At 53.7% G+C, this 19834-nt stretch carries 6 protein-coding genes and 1 other RNA gene; 1 reads left to right on the top strand and 6 read right to left on the bottom strand.

What is annotated here, in order from left to right; all coding sequences use genetic code 11:
• Position 1 precedes the first annotated feature (1 nt).
• The gene (locus OGV85_RS00475; protein WP_045889045.1) at positions 2 to 1753 is read left to right on the top strand and encodes a UvrD-helicase domain-containing protein; all 1752 of its coding nucleotides are present in this window, start codon (positions 2 to 4) and stop codon (positions 1751 to 1753) included.
• 81 nt (positions 1754 to 1834) lie between these two features.
• Here OGV85_RS00475 and OGV85_RS00470 read toward each other — a convergent pair whose 3' ends face one another.
• The 6 genes from OGV85_RS00470 to OGV85_RS00445 form a co-directional block, all read right to left on the bottom strand.
• On the bottom strand, positions 1835 to 3064 hold the full coding sequence (locus OGV85_RS00470; protein ID WP_077948849.1) for an integrase domain-containing protein: 1230 nt from the start codon (positions 3062 to 3064) through the stop codon (positions 1835 to 1837).
• Between the two features lie 165 nt (positions 3065 to 3229).
• Positions 3230 to 3594: a transfer-messenger RNA gene (gene ssrA, locus OGV85_RS00465) on the bottom strand.
• Positions 3595 to 3666: 72 nt separating this feature from the next.
• The gene (locus OGV85_RS00460; protein ID WP_156485347.1) at positions 3667 to 4830 is read right to left on the bottom strand and encodes a beta-barrel domain-containing protein; all 1164 of its coding nucleotides are present in this window, start codon (positions 4828 to 4830) and stop codon (positions 3667 to 3669) included.
• A 7-nt stretch (positions 4831 to 4837) separates the two neighbouring features.
• A complete protein-coding gene (locus OGV85_RS00455) occupies positions 4838 to 7024 on the bottom strand; it encodes a type I secretion system permease/ATPase (RefSeq protein ID WP_061547954.1) in 2187 nt (728 codons plus the stop codon).
• The gene (locus OGV85_RS00450) at positions 7021 to 8430 is read right to left on the bottom strand and encodes a TolC family outer membrane protein (protein WP_032949834.1); all 1410 of its coding nucleotides are present in this window, start codon (positions 8428 to 8430) and stop codon (positions 7021 to 7023) included. Before OGV85_RS00450 ends, OGV85_RS00455 begins: the two co-directional genes overlap by 4 nt.
• Positions 8431 to 8530: 100 nt before the next feature.
• Positions 8531 to 19735, bottom strand: a complete 11205-nt coding sequence (locus tag OGV85_RS00445; protein ID WP_061547953.1) for a BapA/Bap/LapF family large adhesin — start codon at positions 19733 to 19735, stop codon at positions 8531 to 8533.
• Positions 19736 to 19834 lie beyond the last annotated feature (99 nt).

Here is a 19834-nt window from a genome sequence, read left to right as displayed (position 1 = left end):
TATGCCATATAGAAATTTGACATCTGAACAACTAGATGCTGTAAAATTTGATGGCAATCTATTACTTACAGCTTGTCCAGGTTCAGGAAAAACAAAAACATTGGTTTCCAAACTTTGTTTTATCCTTGAAAATAAGGAGTTGTTTGATATAGGTAAGAAAAAAATTGTGGCATTGACATACACTAATGTTGCAGCAGATACTATTCTCGAAAGAATTATTTCATATGGTATAAATAGCGATTCATTGTGGATTGGAACAATACATAGTTTTTGTTTAAATTGGATTATAAAGCCTAACATTGATAGAATTCCAAGGCTCAGCAAAGGTTTTAATGTAATTGATGAGTATGAAAAAGAATTTATATTAAATGATCTGAGAGAACGTTATAACTTATCTCCTTACGATAAAATAGATACGCTTTTAGACTTAAGTTTTACTCCGGTATATTCTCGAAATACTGCTGAATATTCAGTGGTAAAAGCCTATCACTCCTATTTGTATGAGAATCGATTAATCGATTTTGATTTGATTTTGAATTTAACGTGCAATTTATTATTGAAGAATGATGTGCTATGTGAAAGACTATCTTTAATTATGCGATATATTTTAGTCGATGAATATCAAGATACCTCTCATATTCAATATGAAATACTAAGGCTGATAGTAAGTAAAAGAAATTCCTTGGTTACTTTTATTGGTGATAAAGAACAAGCAATATATACTGGATTGGGAGCGGTTGTTAAAAATAGAGAAGAGTTGTTCGATTACTTCAACCTTGAAGAATTAGAAGAAATGAGGTTAACCGGTTGTTTCCGTAGTAGTCAATCGATCATAGATTTTTATAGCAAATATAAAGATGATGCCTATTATATTAATTCATTGTCAGAACTGAAGACATTTCCTTCTGTGATACTCAAGGAAAATAGTGTTGATATCACCCAGTTGTCTGTTTATGTTTCAGGAATAATAAGAACTCACTTAGAACAAGGTATTTCTCCTGGTGAAATTGCTGTTCTATGCCCAAGTTGGTTTGATGTAATAAAATTATCCAATGAAATTATATCACTAAATTCTGATCTGGATATCGATGGTATCATGGTTTCTCCCATACCTAAAAATAATGAAAACTTGTGGCTCAATCTTGTAAAGCTTGCTTTAATTGAAAAGAATCCATCTAATTATCTTGTTAGGAAAAAACTTTTGCGAGATTTACTCAAAGAATTAAATGATTTAGAGTCATATACAAAATTCTTATCTCCAAAGCAAATCATAAAAGAAATAAATAAAATAGAATTTGCATTGGATTATAATTGTGAAATAGATATTTGGATAAAAAATCTTATAACTAACTTCTGTAGTTCATTAGGATTGGATGTTAATAATCAAAGCTATGCTTATAAAGAAATGATCTGCTTGATAGATGCTACTAAAAAACGAATGGCTAAATATAGTATGAACTATAGGGCAAATGATCTTCATTCTTTTTTTAATTTTAAAAGCGGAGTTAAAATTACGACTTGTCATTCGACAAAAGGAGATGAGTACGATGTCATTATTTGCACCGGGCTATTAAATGGAAAAATACCAAATTGGAATGACATTATAGATTGTAGCCCTGCACATCAAAATTATGTGGCTCGCAGGCTCTTATATGTCATAGGGTCTCGTGCAAAAAAACATTTATATTTGATATCTGAAAGCGGTCATAAGACACAAAAAGGTTATCCATATCAGGTCACTCCACAGCTTTAAGTACCCTTTGGTAGCAATAACTTTGGTATTATTGCTACGGGCAAATATAGTACTTATTTTCTTTTCTGCTTTGTCAATTGTTTAGGCAGCATAAGCTTTTAACCTTTGAGCTTGCACATAGCCGCTCCACCATTGCATGAGAACCACTCGTTCTGCGAGATAATCTGCGCGATTATATGCGGCAATTATTTCATCTTTCTTCGAGTGAGCAAGGGCCGCTTCTAAGACATCTGTCCTGAACTTACCCGACTCCTCTGCGGCCGTTCGTGCAATAGATCTCATTCCATGGGCTACAAGCTCTCCACCAAAGCCCATACGGATTATGGCCGCATTCGCTGTTTGTTCATGCATATGATTGAGTGGAGCTTTGATACTGGGGAAAACCCACTCTCTGTGCCCACTGATGGCTTTCATTGAATCCAATATTCGCAAAGCTTCTTTACTTAATGGGACCTTATGTGGCTTCTTCATTTTCATAAAATCGGATGGTATGTTCCACATGCCGGTTTCTATATCAATATCTGACCATCTTGTGCGAACAGCTTCACCAGGGCGAACCCATGTGAGAAGTTGCCACTCAATCAGTAGCCTTGTTTCTAAACGGATAGAAGCATTGTTTAGAGCAACCAGGAAGCGGGGGAGTTCGGAAGGGGGTAATGCTGGCATGTTCTGTTTCTTCGGCTTACTGAACCGTTGCCCAAGGTTATCAGCAGGATTGAACTCGATAAGTTCCTCAGTTGCAGCATAACGAAAAATTTCATTTAATCGGGAAATGATTCGCCGTAAAGTTTCGAGGACTCCTCTTTGCTCAATAGGATCGAGATGTTGCTTTAAGAGTTTGGGGCGGATCTCATTGATAGGAACATTACCCAAGCCGGGAAAGATATTTCTCTCCAGGCTTCGCCAGATGTCTTCTGCATGGTCTTGTGAGATACCTGAGGTCTTTACCTTCTCATCTAACCATTTCCTTGCCACGGTTTGGAGAGTGTGTTCAGTAGCATTCTTTAAGGCATTAGCTTTATTGTTGTTATGGACTTGAGGATCAATGCGATTGGCAAGCAAGGAAAGGTATTCATCTCGCAAGGCTCTTGCTCTTGCCAGAGTGAGGTGAGGGTAGGTCCCAAGGCTCATTTTGGTTCTTTTCTTACTCACTGGCACCGCATATCTGAAATACCAATTCTTCTTCCCTCCTTTTGCGAGAGGAGCGATTCGCAGGATCAAACCATCACCGTCAAACAAGTTGATTTCTTTGTCGGCTGGCTTGGTGCTTTTGATTTCAGTGTCAGTGAGCTTCTTAGCGATTTTTGCCATTTTGGGACCCTCGGTTTTTGGACCCTTCTTAGTGGGTCCCATTCAGGGTGCCATAACTCGTAGTTCTCAGCAATTCTCGCTAGACTACAATAGACGTAAAAAAGCCCGCAGAGCTTGTGCTGTGCGGGCTTAGTAGACTTTACTGAACTTCAGTACATCAATATTTGGTGGAGCTGGCGGGAGTTGAACCCGCGTCCGAAATTCCTACATCCTCGGTACTACATGCTTAGTCAGTCTTTACATTCGCCTGGCACCTGCGGACAGACACGCCACTACCAGACTAGCCTGATTAGATTTAACGCTTCAACCCCAGGCAGGGCCTCCACGCGATCTCTTTTGGGTTTGACCTCTCTTTGATCCCCCGTCTTAAGAGCGGAAGCTAGGGAGAGAGGGCTCAGAGCAGGTTATTAAGCTGCTAAAGCGTAGTTTTCGTCGTTTGCGACTATTTTTTTGCGGCTTTTTACGAGGCCAACCGCCCCTCGGCATGCACCTTGGGTTTCGCGAATCCCGTCGAATCCAGAATCAGCCCCAATGTGTTAGGACAAGTATAACAGACTTGTGACACGCGTGACCAGCCCCCGCAACCCCTAATCCTCAAGGATTTAGCGCTCACGCAGCGCTTCTTTTGCGCGATTAAACGGTTTGATTAAATAGTCGACGATGGTTTTTTCACCTGTTTTTATATCCACTGTTGCAATCATGCCCGGTACGATGGAGAAATGGCGTCCCAGTTTGTTCTGTAAGAAGTCCTGATGGGTGCGGATAAACACGCGGTAATAGAAGATTTCCGGTTTCACTTTATCCTGAATGGTGTCCGGTGAGATGGTTTCGACTACGCCTTCCAGACCGCCGTAAATGGCGTAGTCATAGGCGGTTATCTTCACCAGCGCCCGCTGGCCGGGATGGATGAACGCGATATCACGCGGCGACAGGCGGGTTTCTATCAGCAGATGATCGTCCAGCGGTACAATCTCCATCATCTCGCCATTAGGCGGAATAACGCCGCCAATGGTGGTGACCTGGATATTTTTCACAATACCGCGCATCGGCGCGCGTACGGTCAGGCGGGTGACGGAATCCTCGCGTCCTTTTAAAATAGCCGCCAGCATATCCACTTCGGCGTTGGCTTTTGACAGCGCTTCCCGCGCCTGCACGAAATATTGCGAGCGCAGGTCGGTGATTTTTAATCCCAGATCGCTTTTTTGGCGTTGCAGGCGCAGCACTTCTACGTGGCTGGCGGCACCGCTTTTCTCCAGTCGCTGAGTAATGGCCAATTCTTTATTTACCGAGACCAGCGCATCCTGCAGTTCCGCCATTGAATCCGCAAGCTGTGCGCGGCGGCTTTTATACAGGCGAGTTTCGGAGGCGATGAGATCCGGCCAGGCGCGCAGTGAATCGGGAAAGACCAGCGGCAGATCGTTAACTTCGGCATTGAGCCTTGCGCTGGAGGCCAGTGAGGCGCGATAACGGGCGGCGCTCTCCCCAACGTTGGACTCTGAACGGGTAGGGTCGAGGCGAGCAACAATTTGATTAGCCTGGACTTTATCTCCCTCGCGGACCGTCAGTTCGGCGAGAATACCGCCATCCAGTGATTGCAAGACTTGTTCACGCGAGCTGGGGATCACTTTCCCGCTGCCGGTTGAGACTTCATCCAGCTTGCCGAAATATGCCCAGATACCCAGGACGGCAAACAGCATTGTGCTGAGCAGAATAATGCGGCTGGCCCCGGAAAAACGGTGCTCGCGGCGAATATCGAGGTCGTCCATGGCGGCGTCATGCGGATTGGTTTTCATTTTTCCACTCCCGACCGTGAGTTGGGGCAGGTGCCCGGCTCGCATTCAACGCCTGCGCTTTTGGGGCATCCATGACCAGTTGACCTTCTTTCAACACCACCACGCGTTCGACCAGTTCCAGAACCGGTACGCGATGGGTGGCGACAATCAATGTGCGGTTACCCAACCACTGGTTGAGGCGCTGAATAAACTCCCGCTCGGTATGTTCATCCAGCGAGGCGCTGGGTTCGTCGAGCAGCACGATATTGGGCGATCGCAGCAGCATTCTTGCCAGCAGGATCGACTGTCGTTGTCCACCGGACAAACCGTTGCCGCCTTCCATAATGGGATGCGCCAGCCCTTTGGCGAGCTGTTTAACGAAAGCTGCTGAGCCGCTGACCTCCAGCGCTTCGAAGATCTGCGCGTCGCTGGCGTGCGGTGCGCCGAGGGTCAGGTTCTCGCGTAGGGTGCCGAAAAACAGTCGCGCATTCTGGCTGAGAAAACCGATATTGCGGCGTAAATCGGCCATATCAATTTGCGCCAGACTCAGGTTATCGAGCCGGACATCGCCCTGGATAATCTCCACGCCGCCGGCCATGGCCTGTAGCAGCGTTGATTTTCCGGCACCGTTACGCCCGAGGATCGCCACCCGTTCGCCGGGCATGACCTCCAGACGCGTGATCCGCAGTGGAACGCGCTGATCGTCGCTGTGGTAGCGAAAGTGTGCGTTTTCAAAAAGATAATGGCCGTGAAAAATCTCCTGATGCACCCGGTCTTCGTCGTACTGCGTTTCGGTGGGAAGCTGCATGATGCTGTCTAATCCCATCTTCGCCGCCTTAACCTGTTGCCAGCGGGCCAGCACGCCGCACAGATTAGCCATCGGGGCAATCATTCTGGAACCGAGCATTGAAGCCGCCACCACGGCGCCGGTGGTCATCGTGCCTTCAATGACCATCGGCGCGCCGAACATAATGATGGCGGCGTAGACCAGGCTTTGTACCGACATGCCCCAGCCAATCAGCCCTTGAGTCAGCCTGCGCGTGCGCAGCCCGGACTCTCCGGTAATGCGGATATAGCTGTTCCACTGCTGTAAAAAGCGGTTTTCGGCCTGCATCAGCTTGATGTCTTCCAGCCCCTGGACGCTTTCGACCAGCACCGCGTTGCGCAGGGTGGATTCATGGGCAGCCTGGTTGGCGAGCACCGCCAGCTTCTTCTGTAACAGCAAGCCAGGCAGGATCATCAGCAGGGCCGCGACGGGGGCAATCCACGCCAGCGGTGGGGCGATAAATGCCAGCACCACGATAAACAAAAAGAAAAACGGCAGATCGACAATGGTCGACATGGTCGAAGAGGTGATCATCTCGCGAACTTGTTCCAGCTCGCGCAGTTGAGAAATAAAGCTCCCCGTCGAGCGGGGGACGGCGCTGTTGCGCAGCCGCAATGCGTGGCTAAACACGCGATCGGAAATACGCATATCGGCGCGTTTGCCGAGCAGGTCCATAATGTGGGTACGCGCTTCGCGCAGCAAAAAGCCAAACAGCACCGCCACCAGAACACCGGTAGAGAGAACATACAGCGTCGGATAAGACTGGGCGGGGATCACCCGGTCATAGACCTGCATGGAAAAGATAATCCCGGCGAGCGACAGGACGTTAATCAGAAAGGCGGCAATCATGACCGGCAGGTAAGGGCGGATGTCCTTTAACACCAGTTCGCGCATCCAGTCGGGCTTGAAGCGCGAAATATAGCGATCTACCCGACTGTCCTTCAGCGCCGACAGCGGGCGCAGCGCGGTAATGCTTACGATTTCTGGCAAAAGTTCTGCAACCGTGAGTCGGTTACGCTGGCCCTCTTCGGCGATGATAAAAACATCCAGGGTATCTTCACCGTTGAAATGTTCTATCACCATCAACTGGCCGTCGCGCAGTTCCGCCACCACCGGCAGGCGCCATTGACCGAACGTCTGCGTGGCGGTATTCAGCGCATGAAATGACAGTCCCGCCTGACGCGCCAGTTGCGACAGGGCCGTGGCCCGGCTTTTTCCCGCAAACCATGGGGCGTTGGCCTGGATTGCGCCAGGAGAACAGGCCACGCGATAGTGATTGGCAATATGCGTCATCGCCTGCGCCCACTGGCTCAGGGCGTGTTCGCCAATTACATCATCCGCATGTGAATCGAGGTTGCTCATAGCTTGATCTCCACCGATTGAATGCTGCGATTATTTAAGGCGAACGCCTGGCGAAGCGAGCCGGTGTTATAGAGACAGTTCAACTGGAGCTGGCGCAGCTGGTTTTGAGTCTGGAGTTCAGCAAAACGGGCCTGATACACCTCTTGCTCGGCGTTAAGCACGTCGAGCAGCGGGCGCGAGCCAAGGTCAAGATATTGCTGTTGATAAAGCTCGCGCGTTTGTTCGCTCAACCGCTGTTGGCGACGTAGAATTTGCAGGGCGGTGGCGAGGCTCATCGCCTGGCTGCGGGACTCCAGTAATTTCTGCCGTACTTCGAGTCGGGTGCGCTGGATGGAGTATTGTGCAGATTCTACCGCATGGCTGGCGGCGTTGCGTCTGGCGGTGAGTCCGCCCCCCTGATACAGCGGCATTTCAACTTTTACCCATGCAGAATACTGGGTTTTGTCGAGTACCTCATGGCTGGGGTATTTGTCGTTGAGATAGTGCTGAACCGACGGTTCCAGAGAGATGGTGGGCGTCATCTGCGCGTTGGCGTAGTCGAGATTTGCCTGCGCTACATTCGCCTGCGCCCATGCCGCCAGGACCGCGGGAACCAGTTTATCGTCCGGTTTGACCACATCACAGCTGCTGTCCAGTTTGACCGGGAATTCATTGCTGATGCTGTTAAGCGAGTTCCAGCCGAGGAAGCTCATCAGCGTTGCCTTGCTGCTGTCGAGATTGGCCTGATACTGCGCCAACTGAGAACGTGCAGACTCGATACGCGCATCGGTTTGCACCACGTCTGACAGCGAGGTTGCCCCTTCATCATTGCGTTGACGGGTCAGTCGACCAATGCCGTTTAAGGCGGTGAGCTGCTCTTCGGCGGCGTCCACCATTTGCTGCCACGTCTGCACCTGGACTATCGCGTTGGCGGTGGCGTGGGCGATGGTATCAATACTGAGTAACACATTCGCCTGCTGTTGCGCGGCTCCGGCGGTCTCGGCGCGGACCTGGCTTGCCACTTTGCCGAAGTCGTACAGCATTTGCGATACCGAAATCACCAGCGCCGGGCTAAAGCCGTGGTCGGTGTAGGTATTGCTGTAACCGTTGTTCATTCCGGCAGAAACCTGCGGGTAATATTTTGACTTCGCCACGTCGATTTGCTCGTTTTGTGAGAGCAGTTTGCCGATGGATTCACGAATAGAAGGATGCCAGCTCACGGCACGACTCACCGCGTCGTTGAGCGTCAGGCTACCGGGAGCGGCAGCGCTCAGCGGCAGATCGGCAACCGCGCCGTCCAGCGAGGGAAGCATCTGGCTAGTGGCCAGTCCTTCCGGCGTAATAATTTGCGGTTCATCTTCGGCATTCACCCGCAGGGTACAGAGCGTTAATGCCAGCAGTAAGGCAACAGGCGCGACATTTCTCATAGATTATCCCTTACAAAATACGGCAGCGACGACTGTTATTGCCCCGGATGTCATCGCATCCGGGGCTGTAGTTATGGCGCTTTAACGCTATATGTTCACTTCAGGGCACAATGTGATTTTGTTGCACCAGCTCGTCGAGCGTGGTGTGTACGTTCTCCAGCGTGATGAGATTGGTTGAGTGATAAGTGTTGCCCGTACCGTCACGGTCGATGGCAATAACCGTGTTGTTACCGCTGGTTGTAACGGTGAGGTAGTTGCCGAGCGTCGCGTTCTGCCCGTTCCAGCCCACCAGCAGGTCACCGATATCGATTTTGTCACCCTGGGCCAGCGAGAAGTTGGTCCAGGTGTCCGCTGTTCCGTTACCGCCGGTAGCGTCGTTGGCATTGAGCAGGTGATAAATCAGCGTATCGCCGTAGGCGCTGCCAGTCAGGCGATCGGCATCGACGGTACTCACCACTTGCGGATTCATATTGATGGTCAGCGTAGCGGTATCGGTATGGCCATTCAGGTCGTTAAGGGTGTAGGTAAATGTCTCTTTGGTGACGATGGTGGAGAGCGAGACATCGCTGTTGAGGGCATAGGTGTAATGACCATCAATGCCAATGGTCAGTTTGCCGTACAACCCGTTAATGATGGCGCTGGTCGTGCTGCTCAGCGGATCCAGCGTGGCGGCGCTGCCGCCCGTGCCATTCACCGTTAGCAAGGTATGCACGCTGGCAATATGGTCTCCGTCATAAATATTGCCGGTGACGCTATTCGCTGTGGAAGTCTCGAAGTTTTGCAGGTCGATTATCGTGCCTTTCACGCTGGGGGTGATGGTGATATTCCCCAGCCCCAGAGCCCCGACGCTGCCGGTATAGTCGAGGCGATAGTTGCCGGGGTGCAGTACTACCCCGCTGAGGGCAATATCAATATTGCCGCCAATCAGCAATCCGCCATTGAATGAGTTACCGGCAATCTTGACGTTGTTGCTGTCATACAGCGCCCAGGTGACGGTCAGTCCGCCCAGCGTCAGACCTGAAGCGACGTTAAAATGCAGTATGGCGTTTTGCACCGCCGTTCCCGTCGCGACTTCAATGACGCCAGTACCATTTTGTGAGGTGGGTGAAAGGAGTTGGGCGCTCCAGCTGGCGTTGCCAACGCTGTTGTCGGTAAACGACCTGGATGTATCGGCCTGGGTGGTGACCGCCATCTGGCTGCTGATGTCGTTTACGGCATCCAGCGCCTGTGGGGTTGCCGTAATGTTCAGCGACGCGCTACCGGTATCGCCGTTTGGTGCTTTGACCTTATACACGAAGCTATCCGGCGTATTGATACCGTCTGCGCCCAGTCCGCTTCTCAGCGTGTAGGTATAGTTCCCTTTCGCATCAATAGTCAGTGTGCCGTACTGTCCGTTAATGGTGGTAGTGCCTGTTGTGTTAACGGTGACACCGTTAACTTCGGTGATAACGGTATTAGCCGGAGCCGAGTCGTTGGCCAGCAGATTTCCATTGGTTGCTGCACTCAGGCTGTCGACGGCGTAGGTGTGATCGGCCTGAATATTCAGGGTATAGCTGGTTAACAGCGTCAGGCCGCCGGAAGCGTTAAGCAGGAACAGATAGTCACCGCCCGGCAGTGTAATGGTATACGCCGGTGAGCTGCCGCCCAGCAGGGCGGTGACCCAGTTCGGCTGTACCCGGTACTGCTCATACTGCTGAATAGACTCGTTGAAGCGGTAGACATAGAGATCAAAGCCGCCCAGCGTTACGCCAAGTACGTTGGCCTGAACCGTGATCGTTCGCGTCGCGCCGTCATCAACGTTGAATTTAATCGGGTTGGTCAAACCGTTGACCAGGCTGACATCCAACAATTGTCCCAAACCAACGCTGGCGAGCGTGAAGCCGGTTTGTTGTGATGGATGGTTGTCGACTGCGATGACCTGCGTCCCGTAAGTCAGCGCAGCCACATCGTCTGCCGCCGTTACCGTGCTGGTGGTTGGGGCCTGACCCAGCGTGACCACCAGTTTTGCCGAGGAGTGATCGCTGCCATGCGTTAGCGTGTAGGTAAAGCTTTCGGAACGTCCATACACTGAGATTGACGTATTGGTCAGAGTATAGGTGTAGCTACCATTCTGATTGATATGCAGGGTGCCGTATTTACCCTGCACATCAATGCCGCCCGCCGGGATGTTCACCACGTTGCCGTTACCGTCAGTGATGGTGGTGACCAGCGTGCCGGAAGGGGCGTTATCCTGCCCATTGGCGGGATCGGTATCGGTGATGATATTGCCAGACTCGGTAGTACCACCGGTGATGGTCCCTGCGCTGGCTTTTACCACCGAGACATCCAGGCTGGTGTATGCCCCTGTCGCCAGTAGGTTGGTGTTGTAGCTGACCACGCGGTAATCCCCGCCAGTCAGTCCGCTGTAATTGAGCGTTACGCCCGAGGCGCCCAGGGTGAGCAGGCTGGCAAAGTCTGGTTTCCCGGTATCCACCACCGTTACCCAGGCATTCAGCCCGGTGTCAAAGCGCTGGATGACGACTTCAAGCGTGTTTAACAGCGACAGCACCACGCCGGTCGCTGCGGCATTGATTGTAATGGATCCGCTGCCGCCAGAAGCGATGCTGAAATTGACGCTTGCTGTATCGTTCCCCAGCACGTTGGCGACATTTCCCAGCGCATTGACCAACAGGAAACCATAATCGCTTTGATGCTCGGTGCTGACGGTGATATCGGTTTGTAGAGGCAGACTGGTGACATTGTCTTCAGCCAGCAGCGGCAATACCGGCGCGATAGCGCTTGTTGGCAATGAGGTATTTCCCGCCGCATCGGTCGCCGTGGCGGACAGCGACTGCCCCTCAATCTGGCGAACCGGCAGGTTGATGCTGTAGACACCGCTGCTGTTGGCGATTGCCGTCACGCTGGTGCCGCCGGGCAGAGAGATGGTAACCGTGCTTCCCGCTTCGGCGACGCCGCTGATGGTACCGCCATCGGCGCTGATCAGTATCGTTGGTGCGGTCGGCGGCGTGGTATCCACAATCACGCTGAACGAGCCGGACACCCCGCTTACGCCGTTGGCGTTTGTTGCCGTGGCGGTAAACGCGTGGTTACCTTCGCTGAGCGCGCCGGATGGGGTAAAGTTCCAGAGCCCGTTACTATCTGCGGTCGTACTACCCATGGGTACGCCGTTGTTGTACAGATTGATGATGGCGTTAGCCTGCGCCGTTCCGCTAAGGGCTGGACGGGTATCATTGGTGGTTTTACCTGCCGCGACCAGACCTGTAATTGTGCCCACGTCGTCAAATACGCTGGCAATAACCGGCGCAGGCGGTACGCCAGTAAACGGTGCCAGCACGTTACCCGCTGTGCCGATGTTGCCTGCGGCATCCTGTGCGCTGACCAGCAGCGTTTGCCCACTGATTTGCGGTGGGCTCAGCGTGAAGGTGAAATTACCGGAGGCGTTGGCTGTTGCGGTACCAAGTACGGTTCCGCTGCTGGAGGTGATGATCACCGTACTGTTCGCTTCGGCAGCGCCGGTCAGCGTGGTGCCGTTGGCGTTGACCGCCAGACCGGTTGGAATACCCGGTGCGACGGTATCGACCACAATTGCTGAGGCAGACGATAGCCCGCTGGTATTACCTGCGGTGTCTGTTGCTGTGATGGTGAAGGAATGCGTCCCCTGACCCAACGCCGTAGGTGGCGTGTAATTCCAGCTGCCGCTGCCGTCCGCCGTTACGCTGGTTACAAAGGTGCCGTTATCATAAATATCGACCCGAGCGTTGGCTTCCGTGGTGCCGTTTAACGTTGGGCGTGCGTCGTTGGTTGGCTGATTATTGCCAATCACCCCGGTGTTTGGTCCGACATCATCAACAATACTGCTAATTGAAGGCTGCGTTGGTGCCGTGGTGTCGACCACTACGCTAAAGCCTGCCGTTGCGCCGCTGGTGTTGCCCGCCGCATCGGTGGCGGTGACGGTAAAGGTGTGCGATCCATTCGCCAGCGGCGTGGTTGGGGTAAACGACCAACTGTTATTGCTTTGCACCAGCGTGGTACCCAACAGGGTGCTGCCGTCATAAATGCTGACGGTGCTGCCTGCTTCGGCGGTACCGTTGAGCGTTGGTCGGGCATCGTTAGTCAGTTGCCCGTTGCTAAGTCCCGCGTTGAACACACCGCCTGCGACGTCATCCACCACCGAGGTCAGGAGCGGCGCTGACGGCGCGATCGTGTCAACGTTGATAATAAATTCGCTTGAGGTGGGGCTGACGTTCCCGGCGGCATCCGTGGCGATGGCGGTAAAGACATGCGGGCCGTTGCCCAGTGTGGCAGGCAGATATTCCCAGGTGCCATCTATTGCCGCTGTCACCGTCGCCAGCAGCGTGCCATTATCGTAGATGGCTACCCGGGCACCGGCTTCCGCCGAGCCGTTCAGTACGGGGCGAGTATCATTGGTGTAAGCGCCGTTCGACAGCGTTCCGGTTCCCGGCACCACGTCATCAAAAGCCTGGATAATCGTTGGCGCAAGCGGGGCAACAGTATCAACAACGATGTTAAATCCAGCGGACGTTGAGCTAACGTTTCCGGCTGCGTCGGTTGCTGTCACCGTCAGCGTGTGGTTGCCGTTGCTCAGCGCTGTTCCCGGCGTGAAAATCCATGCACCGCCCCCGTCTGCCGAAACGGTATCGATCAGCGTGCCGTTGTCGTAAATTTTAACCGTTGAATTGGCCTCTGCCGTGCCGCTGAGGGTAGGGCGCGCATCGTTTGTCGCCTGGCCGTTGTTCAGATTTCCGGTCAGCGGGCCGACATCATCGGTGACCTGAGTGATGAGCGGTGCGTTCGGCGATACGGTATCAACCGTGAGCGTAAAGCCGTTGGAAGCAGGGCTGGTATTGCCCGCGCTGTCGGTGGCGGTGACGGTCAGCGTATGCGTACCGTTACCCAGCGCATCCGTTGGGGTAAAACTCCAGGTGCCGCCAGCGCCGACGGTGGTGGTGCCAATCGGCAAGCCGTCACTCAGAACGGTGATGGTTGCGCCAACTTCACCGCTGCCGCTCAGTGCCGGGCGGGTTTCGTTCGTCGTCTGACCGTTACCGATCGGCCCGGTGGTGGGAGCCGTGTTGTCTTGCACCGTACTGATGACCGGCGCTACGGGAGCAATAGAATCCAGTTCGAGGGTAAAGGATGAAGAGGCTCCCCCGGTGTTACCGGCCTGGTCAGTAGCCACCGCAGTAAAGACATGCTGACCCTGGCCTAGTGCGCTTCCCGGTGTAAAGGCCCAGTTGCCTGAGCCATCTACTTGCGCAGTACCGATGTCGACACCTTTATCTTTAATGGTGATGATGGCACCCACTTCCCCTGTGCCGTTCAGCGTAGGCTGCGCGTCGTTGGTCAGTTGCCCGTTTGCCAGCGATGTATTGCCTGGCTGATCGTCAATGACTGAGGTGATGACCGGGGCAGCGGGCGGTAGCGTATCGACGACCAGTGTGAACGGTGGTGTCGCAGGGCTGATGTTACCTGCGCCATCCGTGACGGTTGCAGTTAGCGAGTGGCTGCCTTCACTGAGCGCAGGAGCTGGCGTAAAGCTCCAGTTGCCACTTCCGTCGCTGATCGTCGTGCCGATCACCGCGCCATTATCGCGAATAGTGACCACAGAGTCCGCTTCAGTGACGCCAGCAAGCGTCGGGGTGTTATCGTTGGTTGACTGTCCGGACGTCAGGTTTTGAATGGTGCCAACGTTGTCTGTGACTGTGACAATGGAGGGGGCATTCGGAATTAAAGTATCAACAATGATCAGAAAATCAGCGGAGGCATCGCCTTGGTTGCCAGCAGCATCGGTTGCGCGAGCGGTAAAGAGGTGATTGCCTTCTCCCAGCGCGTCTATCGGAGTAAAGCTCCAGAATCCGCTGCTGTTTACCGTGGTTGTGGCATAAGCGATACCGTTATCGTAGAGGGTGATGGTTGCTCCCGCTTCGCCGGTTCCGTTTAAGGTCGGGCGTGAGTCATTGGTCATTTGCCCTTTATCCAGCGGCCCACTGCCGGGCGAAACGTCATCGATAATGCTGGTGATGAGCGGTGCCAGCGGCGCGGTGGTGTCGATGGTAATGGCATAATTGGGTGACTGCCCGCTGGGTATTGAGTTGACGGTTTGTGACACTGCGAAGTTATAGGTTGTGCCGTTAGTTAGCGGGGTGAGCAACTGATAACTCCAGGCGCCGGAAACCGCATCGGCGGTGACCGTGGCGATAGACGCGCCATTTTGATAGATAGTCACTGTAGCCCCAGCCGTGGCGGTTCCTTGCAACCGCGGTAAAGTGTCGTTGGTGGTTTTTCCGCTGCCGATTTCGCCCATGCCGGGGGCTACGTCATCAACGATCTCAAGAGTTGGCGGATGTGGAACGCTGGAGGTGGCAGCGGTAAACGGGGTGGGATTGCTCTGGTTACCCGCGGGATCCTGGGCGATGGCATTCAGTGCCTGACCAGCCGTTTGCGCTGGTGAAATTGTGATGACGTAATTTCCTGAACTGTCTGCGATCCCCTGACCGAGAACCGTTGTTCCGCTGCGAATAATGACGGTGCTGCCTTCTTCGGCCGTACCACTAACCTGTGTGCCATCAGGGTTAACGCTAGTAACAATTGGGTCGCCGGGAGGCAGCGTATCAATCTTCAATATCACCGGATTGCCTGCCGCCAGCACGTTACCCGCGGCATCTTTGGCACCGAACGTTAGCGTATGGGTGGCATTTGGTGTCAGAGGAACATCCACACTCCAGGTGCCGTTCGCGGCAACGGTGGCCGTGGCAATTGCAACAGGATTGCCACCCTCATAAATGAGCACGGTACTGCCTGGCGTGCCGGTCCCGCTTATCGTCGGGGTGGTATCGTCCGTCACGCTGTTGTTGGTCAGTGAGCCGGTAATGATCCCGACGTTATCCTGAATATCCGTTACCTGCGGCTGGGTCAGCGTTGTGGTGTTAACCGTAAACGAGACGCTGTTTGAGCTACCGCTGGTATTACCTGCCGGATCGGTGGCGGTGGCGGTCAGCGTGTAGCTGCCGTTTGCCAGCGCCGTTCCGGGAGTAATACTCCAGACGCCGCCAACGACCGTTGTGGTGCCGATCACCGTACTGCCGTTGTACAGGGTGATGGTATCGCCGTCTGTGCCGGTTCCGCGAATAGTCGGGGTTGTGTCGTCGGTTACCGCGTTGGGGGCGAGGTCGCCCTGGAAACCGCCGACGTTATCATTGGCGGCGATAATAACCGGAGGAGCAGATGGCGTAGTGTCGATTTCCAGGTTAGTCGCCACTGATGGCTGGCTAACGTTGCCAGCCGGATCGGTTGCGGTGACGGTTATCTGGTAACTGCCTGGGGCGACAGGGGCGGGTGGCGTAAAGCTCCAGGTGCCGTCTGCGCCAACCGTTGCCGTACCTTGCAATGGTGGAGTACCGCTAAGATAAATGGTAATCAGATCGCCGGCGCTTCCCGTGCCGCTAAAGGTTGGCGTGGTATCGTTGGTGATACCGTTAGTGACGATCCCCGTGATCGGATTGGCGTCGTCAGTGATGGTTGGTGGTTCGGGTTTCACTGGTGGTAGATTATCCACCGTCAGCGTAAAGCCAGCGGATGGGATCCCCACGTTGCCTGCTACGTCAGTCGCCGTGGCGGTGAATTTGTGCGGGCCATCCAGAAGCGGAGTGTCTGGGATAAATGTCCAGGTCCCATTTGGCTGTACGAGGGCGCTGCCAATCGGGGCGCTGTTATCATAAATAGTAATAGTCGCACCCGGTTCACCGGTTCCCGACAGTGTGGGTTCGGCGCTTTTCGTGCTGCCACCGTTAATCAGCGTTTGTGTGCTGCTGCCAACCAGGCCTTCCGCCGATGAGATGACAGGGGCGGCGGGTGGGGTGGTATCGATGGTCAGCGTGAAGCTCCCGGCGCTGCTGGCGTTACCCGCCGCGTCGGTTGCGATAGCCGACAGCGCATGTGGACCTTCACTCAGCGGTTGAGTGACCTGGAAGCTCCAGGTGCCCCCGGCCAGGACCGTGGTGGTGCCTATTGGTGTGGCGCCATCATAGATAGTGATGGTGGAGTCGACGGTCCCGGTCCCCTTCAGCAGCGGCAGGGTATCGTTTGAACGGCTACCGGTGGGCAGATCGGTTGGTGCATTCCCGACGTCGTCCGTGGCGCTCACAATAACGGGCGCTGCGGGTGCCTGGGTATCAACGGTCACGATGACAGGATTGGGGGAAGTGACGACGTTCCCGGCGGCATCCGTTGCGGTCACCGTAAAACGGTGAGTGCCTTCGGCGAGGGCCTCATCGGTTGTAACGTTATGGCTCCAGGTGCCTGTTCTGTCGATAAAAAAGACTGCCATTTGCAGACCATTATCATACAGCGTCACCAGCGAACCGGGTTCACCGGTTCCTGAGATTGTTGGCGTTTTGTCATTGGTGAATCCGTTGTTCGCGACGTTGCCGGTGATGCTGCCAACGTCATCGTAGATAAGCGTAATAACCGGTACGCTGGGGGCGATGCTGTCGACAATGATTTTCCAACTGGCGGCGGCGCTGGTGTTATTAGCGGCATCGGTTGCCGTCACTGTAAATACATGTGCCCCCTGGCCCAATGCTGAGGTGGGCGTATAGTTCCAGTTACCGTTGATATCAGCGGTAATGGTCGTAAGCAGAGTTCCGTTATCGTAAATTTTGACCTGAGAGCCGGCCTCAGCTTTGCCCTCAATTTTCGGTTTATCGTCGTTGGTTAACCCATTGTTATTGATGGGGCCTGTGATATCGGCGACGTCATCAGTAACGGCAATGATAACGGGTTGGTTTGGCGCGGTGAGATCCGGGGCAACAGCCGAAGTTGGCAGGCTTTCGTTACCAGTGCTGTCCGTTGCGGTGACGTTTACTGTTTCATTGTTGATTTTCGACGGGGTGATCTGGACGGTGAAATTGCCGCCGCTGTCAGCCTGACCCACGCCAATAGGAGCCCCGTTGCTGTCTTTGACGGTGACGGTACTTCCGGCTTCGGCGTGACCGCTAACCGCTCCACCATTTCCTGCAACTGTGACACCTGTCGGCGCATCAGGTGCGGTGGTGTCCGGTGCGTTGACAGAGGCGTTGTCGCCCTTGTTGCCTGCGGTGTCGGTCGCATTTGCCGTAAGGGTCTCGCCGTTGGTTTGTGGCGGAACCAGCGTTGCGGTGAAATCCCCATTTGTATCGGCAGTTGCTGTTCCAATGATATTGCCATCCGGATCCAGAATATTGACCGTACTGTTGGGTTCGGCCTTGCCGGTGACCTGGTCTCCAGTGCCATTAACTAGCAGGTTTGTTGGGGGCTGTGGCGCGGTAATGTCTGGTGCAAGCGCAGTTTCTGGCAGGCTTGGGTTTCCTGCCGGATCGGTTGCGATGGCTTCAATGGTTTCGCCATTGGTCTGTGGTGGGTTAATGGTGATGGTAAATGAGCCATCCGGCCCGGCGACTCCGCTGCCGATCTGAGTTCCGCTGCTGCTGGTGATAACTACGGTATTGCCTGGCTCGGTCGTTCCGGTGACGACAGTCCCATCTGCAGATACGTTGAGATCATCAGGTGGCGACGGTGGCTGGGTGTCGATGTTGATATTGAACGCTGGTGACATGCCTCCTGTACCTGACTGGTTTGTCGCGGTGGCGGTGAAGGCGTGTAACTCATCTGATAACGGGGAGCTGGAAGTCCATGTCCAGTTACCGTTACCGTCAGCCAGTACGCTGACGATAATTGTGCCGTTGTCGTAAATAGTCACTGTGCTGTTGGCATCGGCAGTGCCAGAGAGCGTGGGGGTATTATCGTTGGTGGCCTGATTGTTGCTCAATGGCCCGGTTGATGGGGAGAAGTCATCCATCACGCTGACGATAACCGGTACGCCAGGATAGCCCGAGTTCGTCGCATTGAATGGGGTATCTGGCCCGATGTTACCGGCCTGGTCCTGAATCTTCGCGATTAGCGCTTCACCGTGCGTCTGTGAAGGTGAAATCGCGATGACGAAATTGCCGGTTTGGCCGACCGTTATTGAACCCAGAACCTGATTATTGCTACCGATGATCATCACCAGGCTTCCAGCCTCAGCACTACCGGTTACCTCAGTGCCTTCCGGATTAACGGAGGAAATGACCGCGCCTTCAGGCGGGGTAGTATCGACGGTGAATGTAGGTACGCTCGTTTCCGCGCTCACGTTACCCGCATCGTCAGTTTGCGTCAGCGTCAGATTGTGAACACCGTCGCTAAGCGGTGTGTCCGGTGTAAACGTCCAGTTGCCATTGTCATCCACCTGGACCATACCAATCAGAATGCCGTTATCAGAAATGCTGATGTAAGAACCGGCTTCGCCAGTGCCTGTGAGCGTTGGCGTGGCATCGTCGGTTACGCCGTTAATACCGATCAAGCCTTTAATGGAACCGGAATCGTCAGTTACTTCTGTGACCACAGGGGCGTCGGGGGCAAGCGTATCGACAATAATCTCCCAACTGTCTGACATGCCGCTGCTGCCTGTACCGTCTGATGCACTGACGGTAAACTTGTGGGTACCGTCTGCGAGTGGAGAGGATGGCGTAAACGACCAGTTGCCGTTGGCATCGATAGCGACCTGGCCGATTTCTACGCCGTTATCAAAAATATGCAATGTAGCATTTGCGGGGCCGGTACCCTGGAGAGTGGGCGTATTATCGTTGGTGGATTCCTGCTGATTAACAGGACCAGTAATTAGCTCCTGGTCATCGATTACACTGGTAATAACCGGCACATCTGGTGCGTTAGGTGTTGTCGTTGGCGGATCGCCACCATCGCCATCGCCATTACCGTTTCCACCACCATCGCCGTTACCGTTACCGTTGCCATTACCGCTTCCGGCGTTGTTATCGCTCCCACCGCCACCGCCGCCGCCGCCACCTGCGGCAAGGCCAATTCCGCCAGCAACCGCGATCCCGCCAAGAACCCACGGCCAGACGGCGCCGCCTTCATGGCTTCCCTCGGCAGTCATTAGCGGAGTGAGATCGTCTAAATGCTGGAAGTGGAACGCTCCATCAGTATCCTGAACCCACCACAGCGCGCCATTGCTGTCTTCCAGAACAAGCTGGTTTTGCGCATCACCTTTTCCGACGTAGAAGTTTTTAATGGTGATGGTTTCACCCGAGCGGAGTGTGACAACCAGATCCTGATTAACGCGTGTTAGTTGACTTACCTCCTCACGCGACACCGACAGTTTCACGATAGAAGGCGAACTGAGCGTAACTTCAGAGGATTCAACATTTGTGGAAACGCCAGTTAATTTTGATACAACGGCGAGTAGACGCATATGTTCACTCCTGATGGCATGTCGGGAGTATTAATCCGCAACAGCGCGCTGGGAAAATGAGCAGACAGGGGCCCCGTTCATCATAAAGATGAATTTACA

Origin of the sequence: Citrobacter sp. Cf132, assembly GCF_030333885.1 — a bacterium.
Lineage (GTDB): Bacteria > Pseudomonadota > Gammaproteobacteria > Enterobacterales > Enterobacteriaceae > Citrobacter > Citrobacter freundii.
The sequence above is the reverse complement of the archived record's forward strand: the minus strand, read 5'-3'. Positions and strand labels throughout refer to the sequence as shown.

Coding starts and splice junctions, on each gene's coding strand:
- OGV85_RS00445 (WP_061547953.1), bottom strand. CDS start 19,735: ATGCGTCTACTCGCCGTTGTATCAAAATTAACTGGCGTTTCCACAAAT.
- OGV85_RS00470 (WP_077948849.1), bottom strand. CDS start 3,064: ATGGCAAAAATCGCTAAGAAGCTCACTGACACTGAAATCAAAAGCACC.
- OGV85_RS00460 (WP_156485347.1), bottom strand. CDS start 4,830: ATGGACGACCTCGATATTCGCCGCGAGCACCGTTTTTCCGGGGCCAGC.
- OGV85_RS00455 (WP_061547954.1), bottom strand. CDS start 7,024: ATGAGCAACCTCGATTCACATGCGGATGATGTAATTGGCGAACACGCC.
- OGV85_RS00475 (WP_045889045.1), top strand. CDS start 2: ATGCCATATAGAAATTTGACATCTGAACAACTAGATGCTGTAAAATTT.
- OGV85_RS00450 (WP_032949834.1), bottom strand. CDS start 8,430: ATGAGAAATGTCGCGCCTGTTGCCTTACTGCTGGCATTAACGCTCTGT.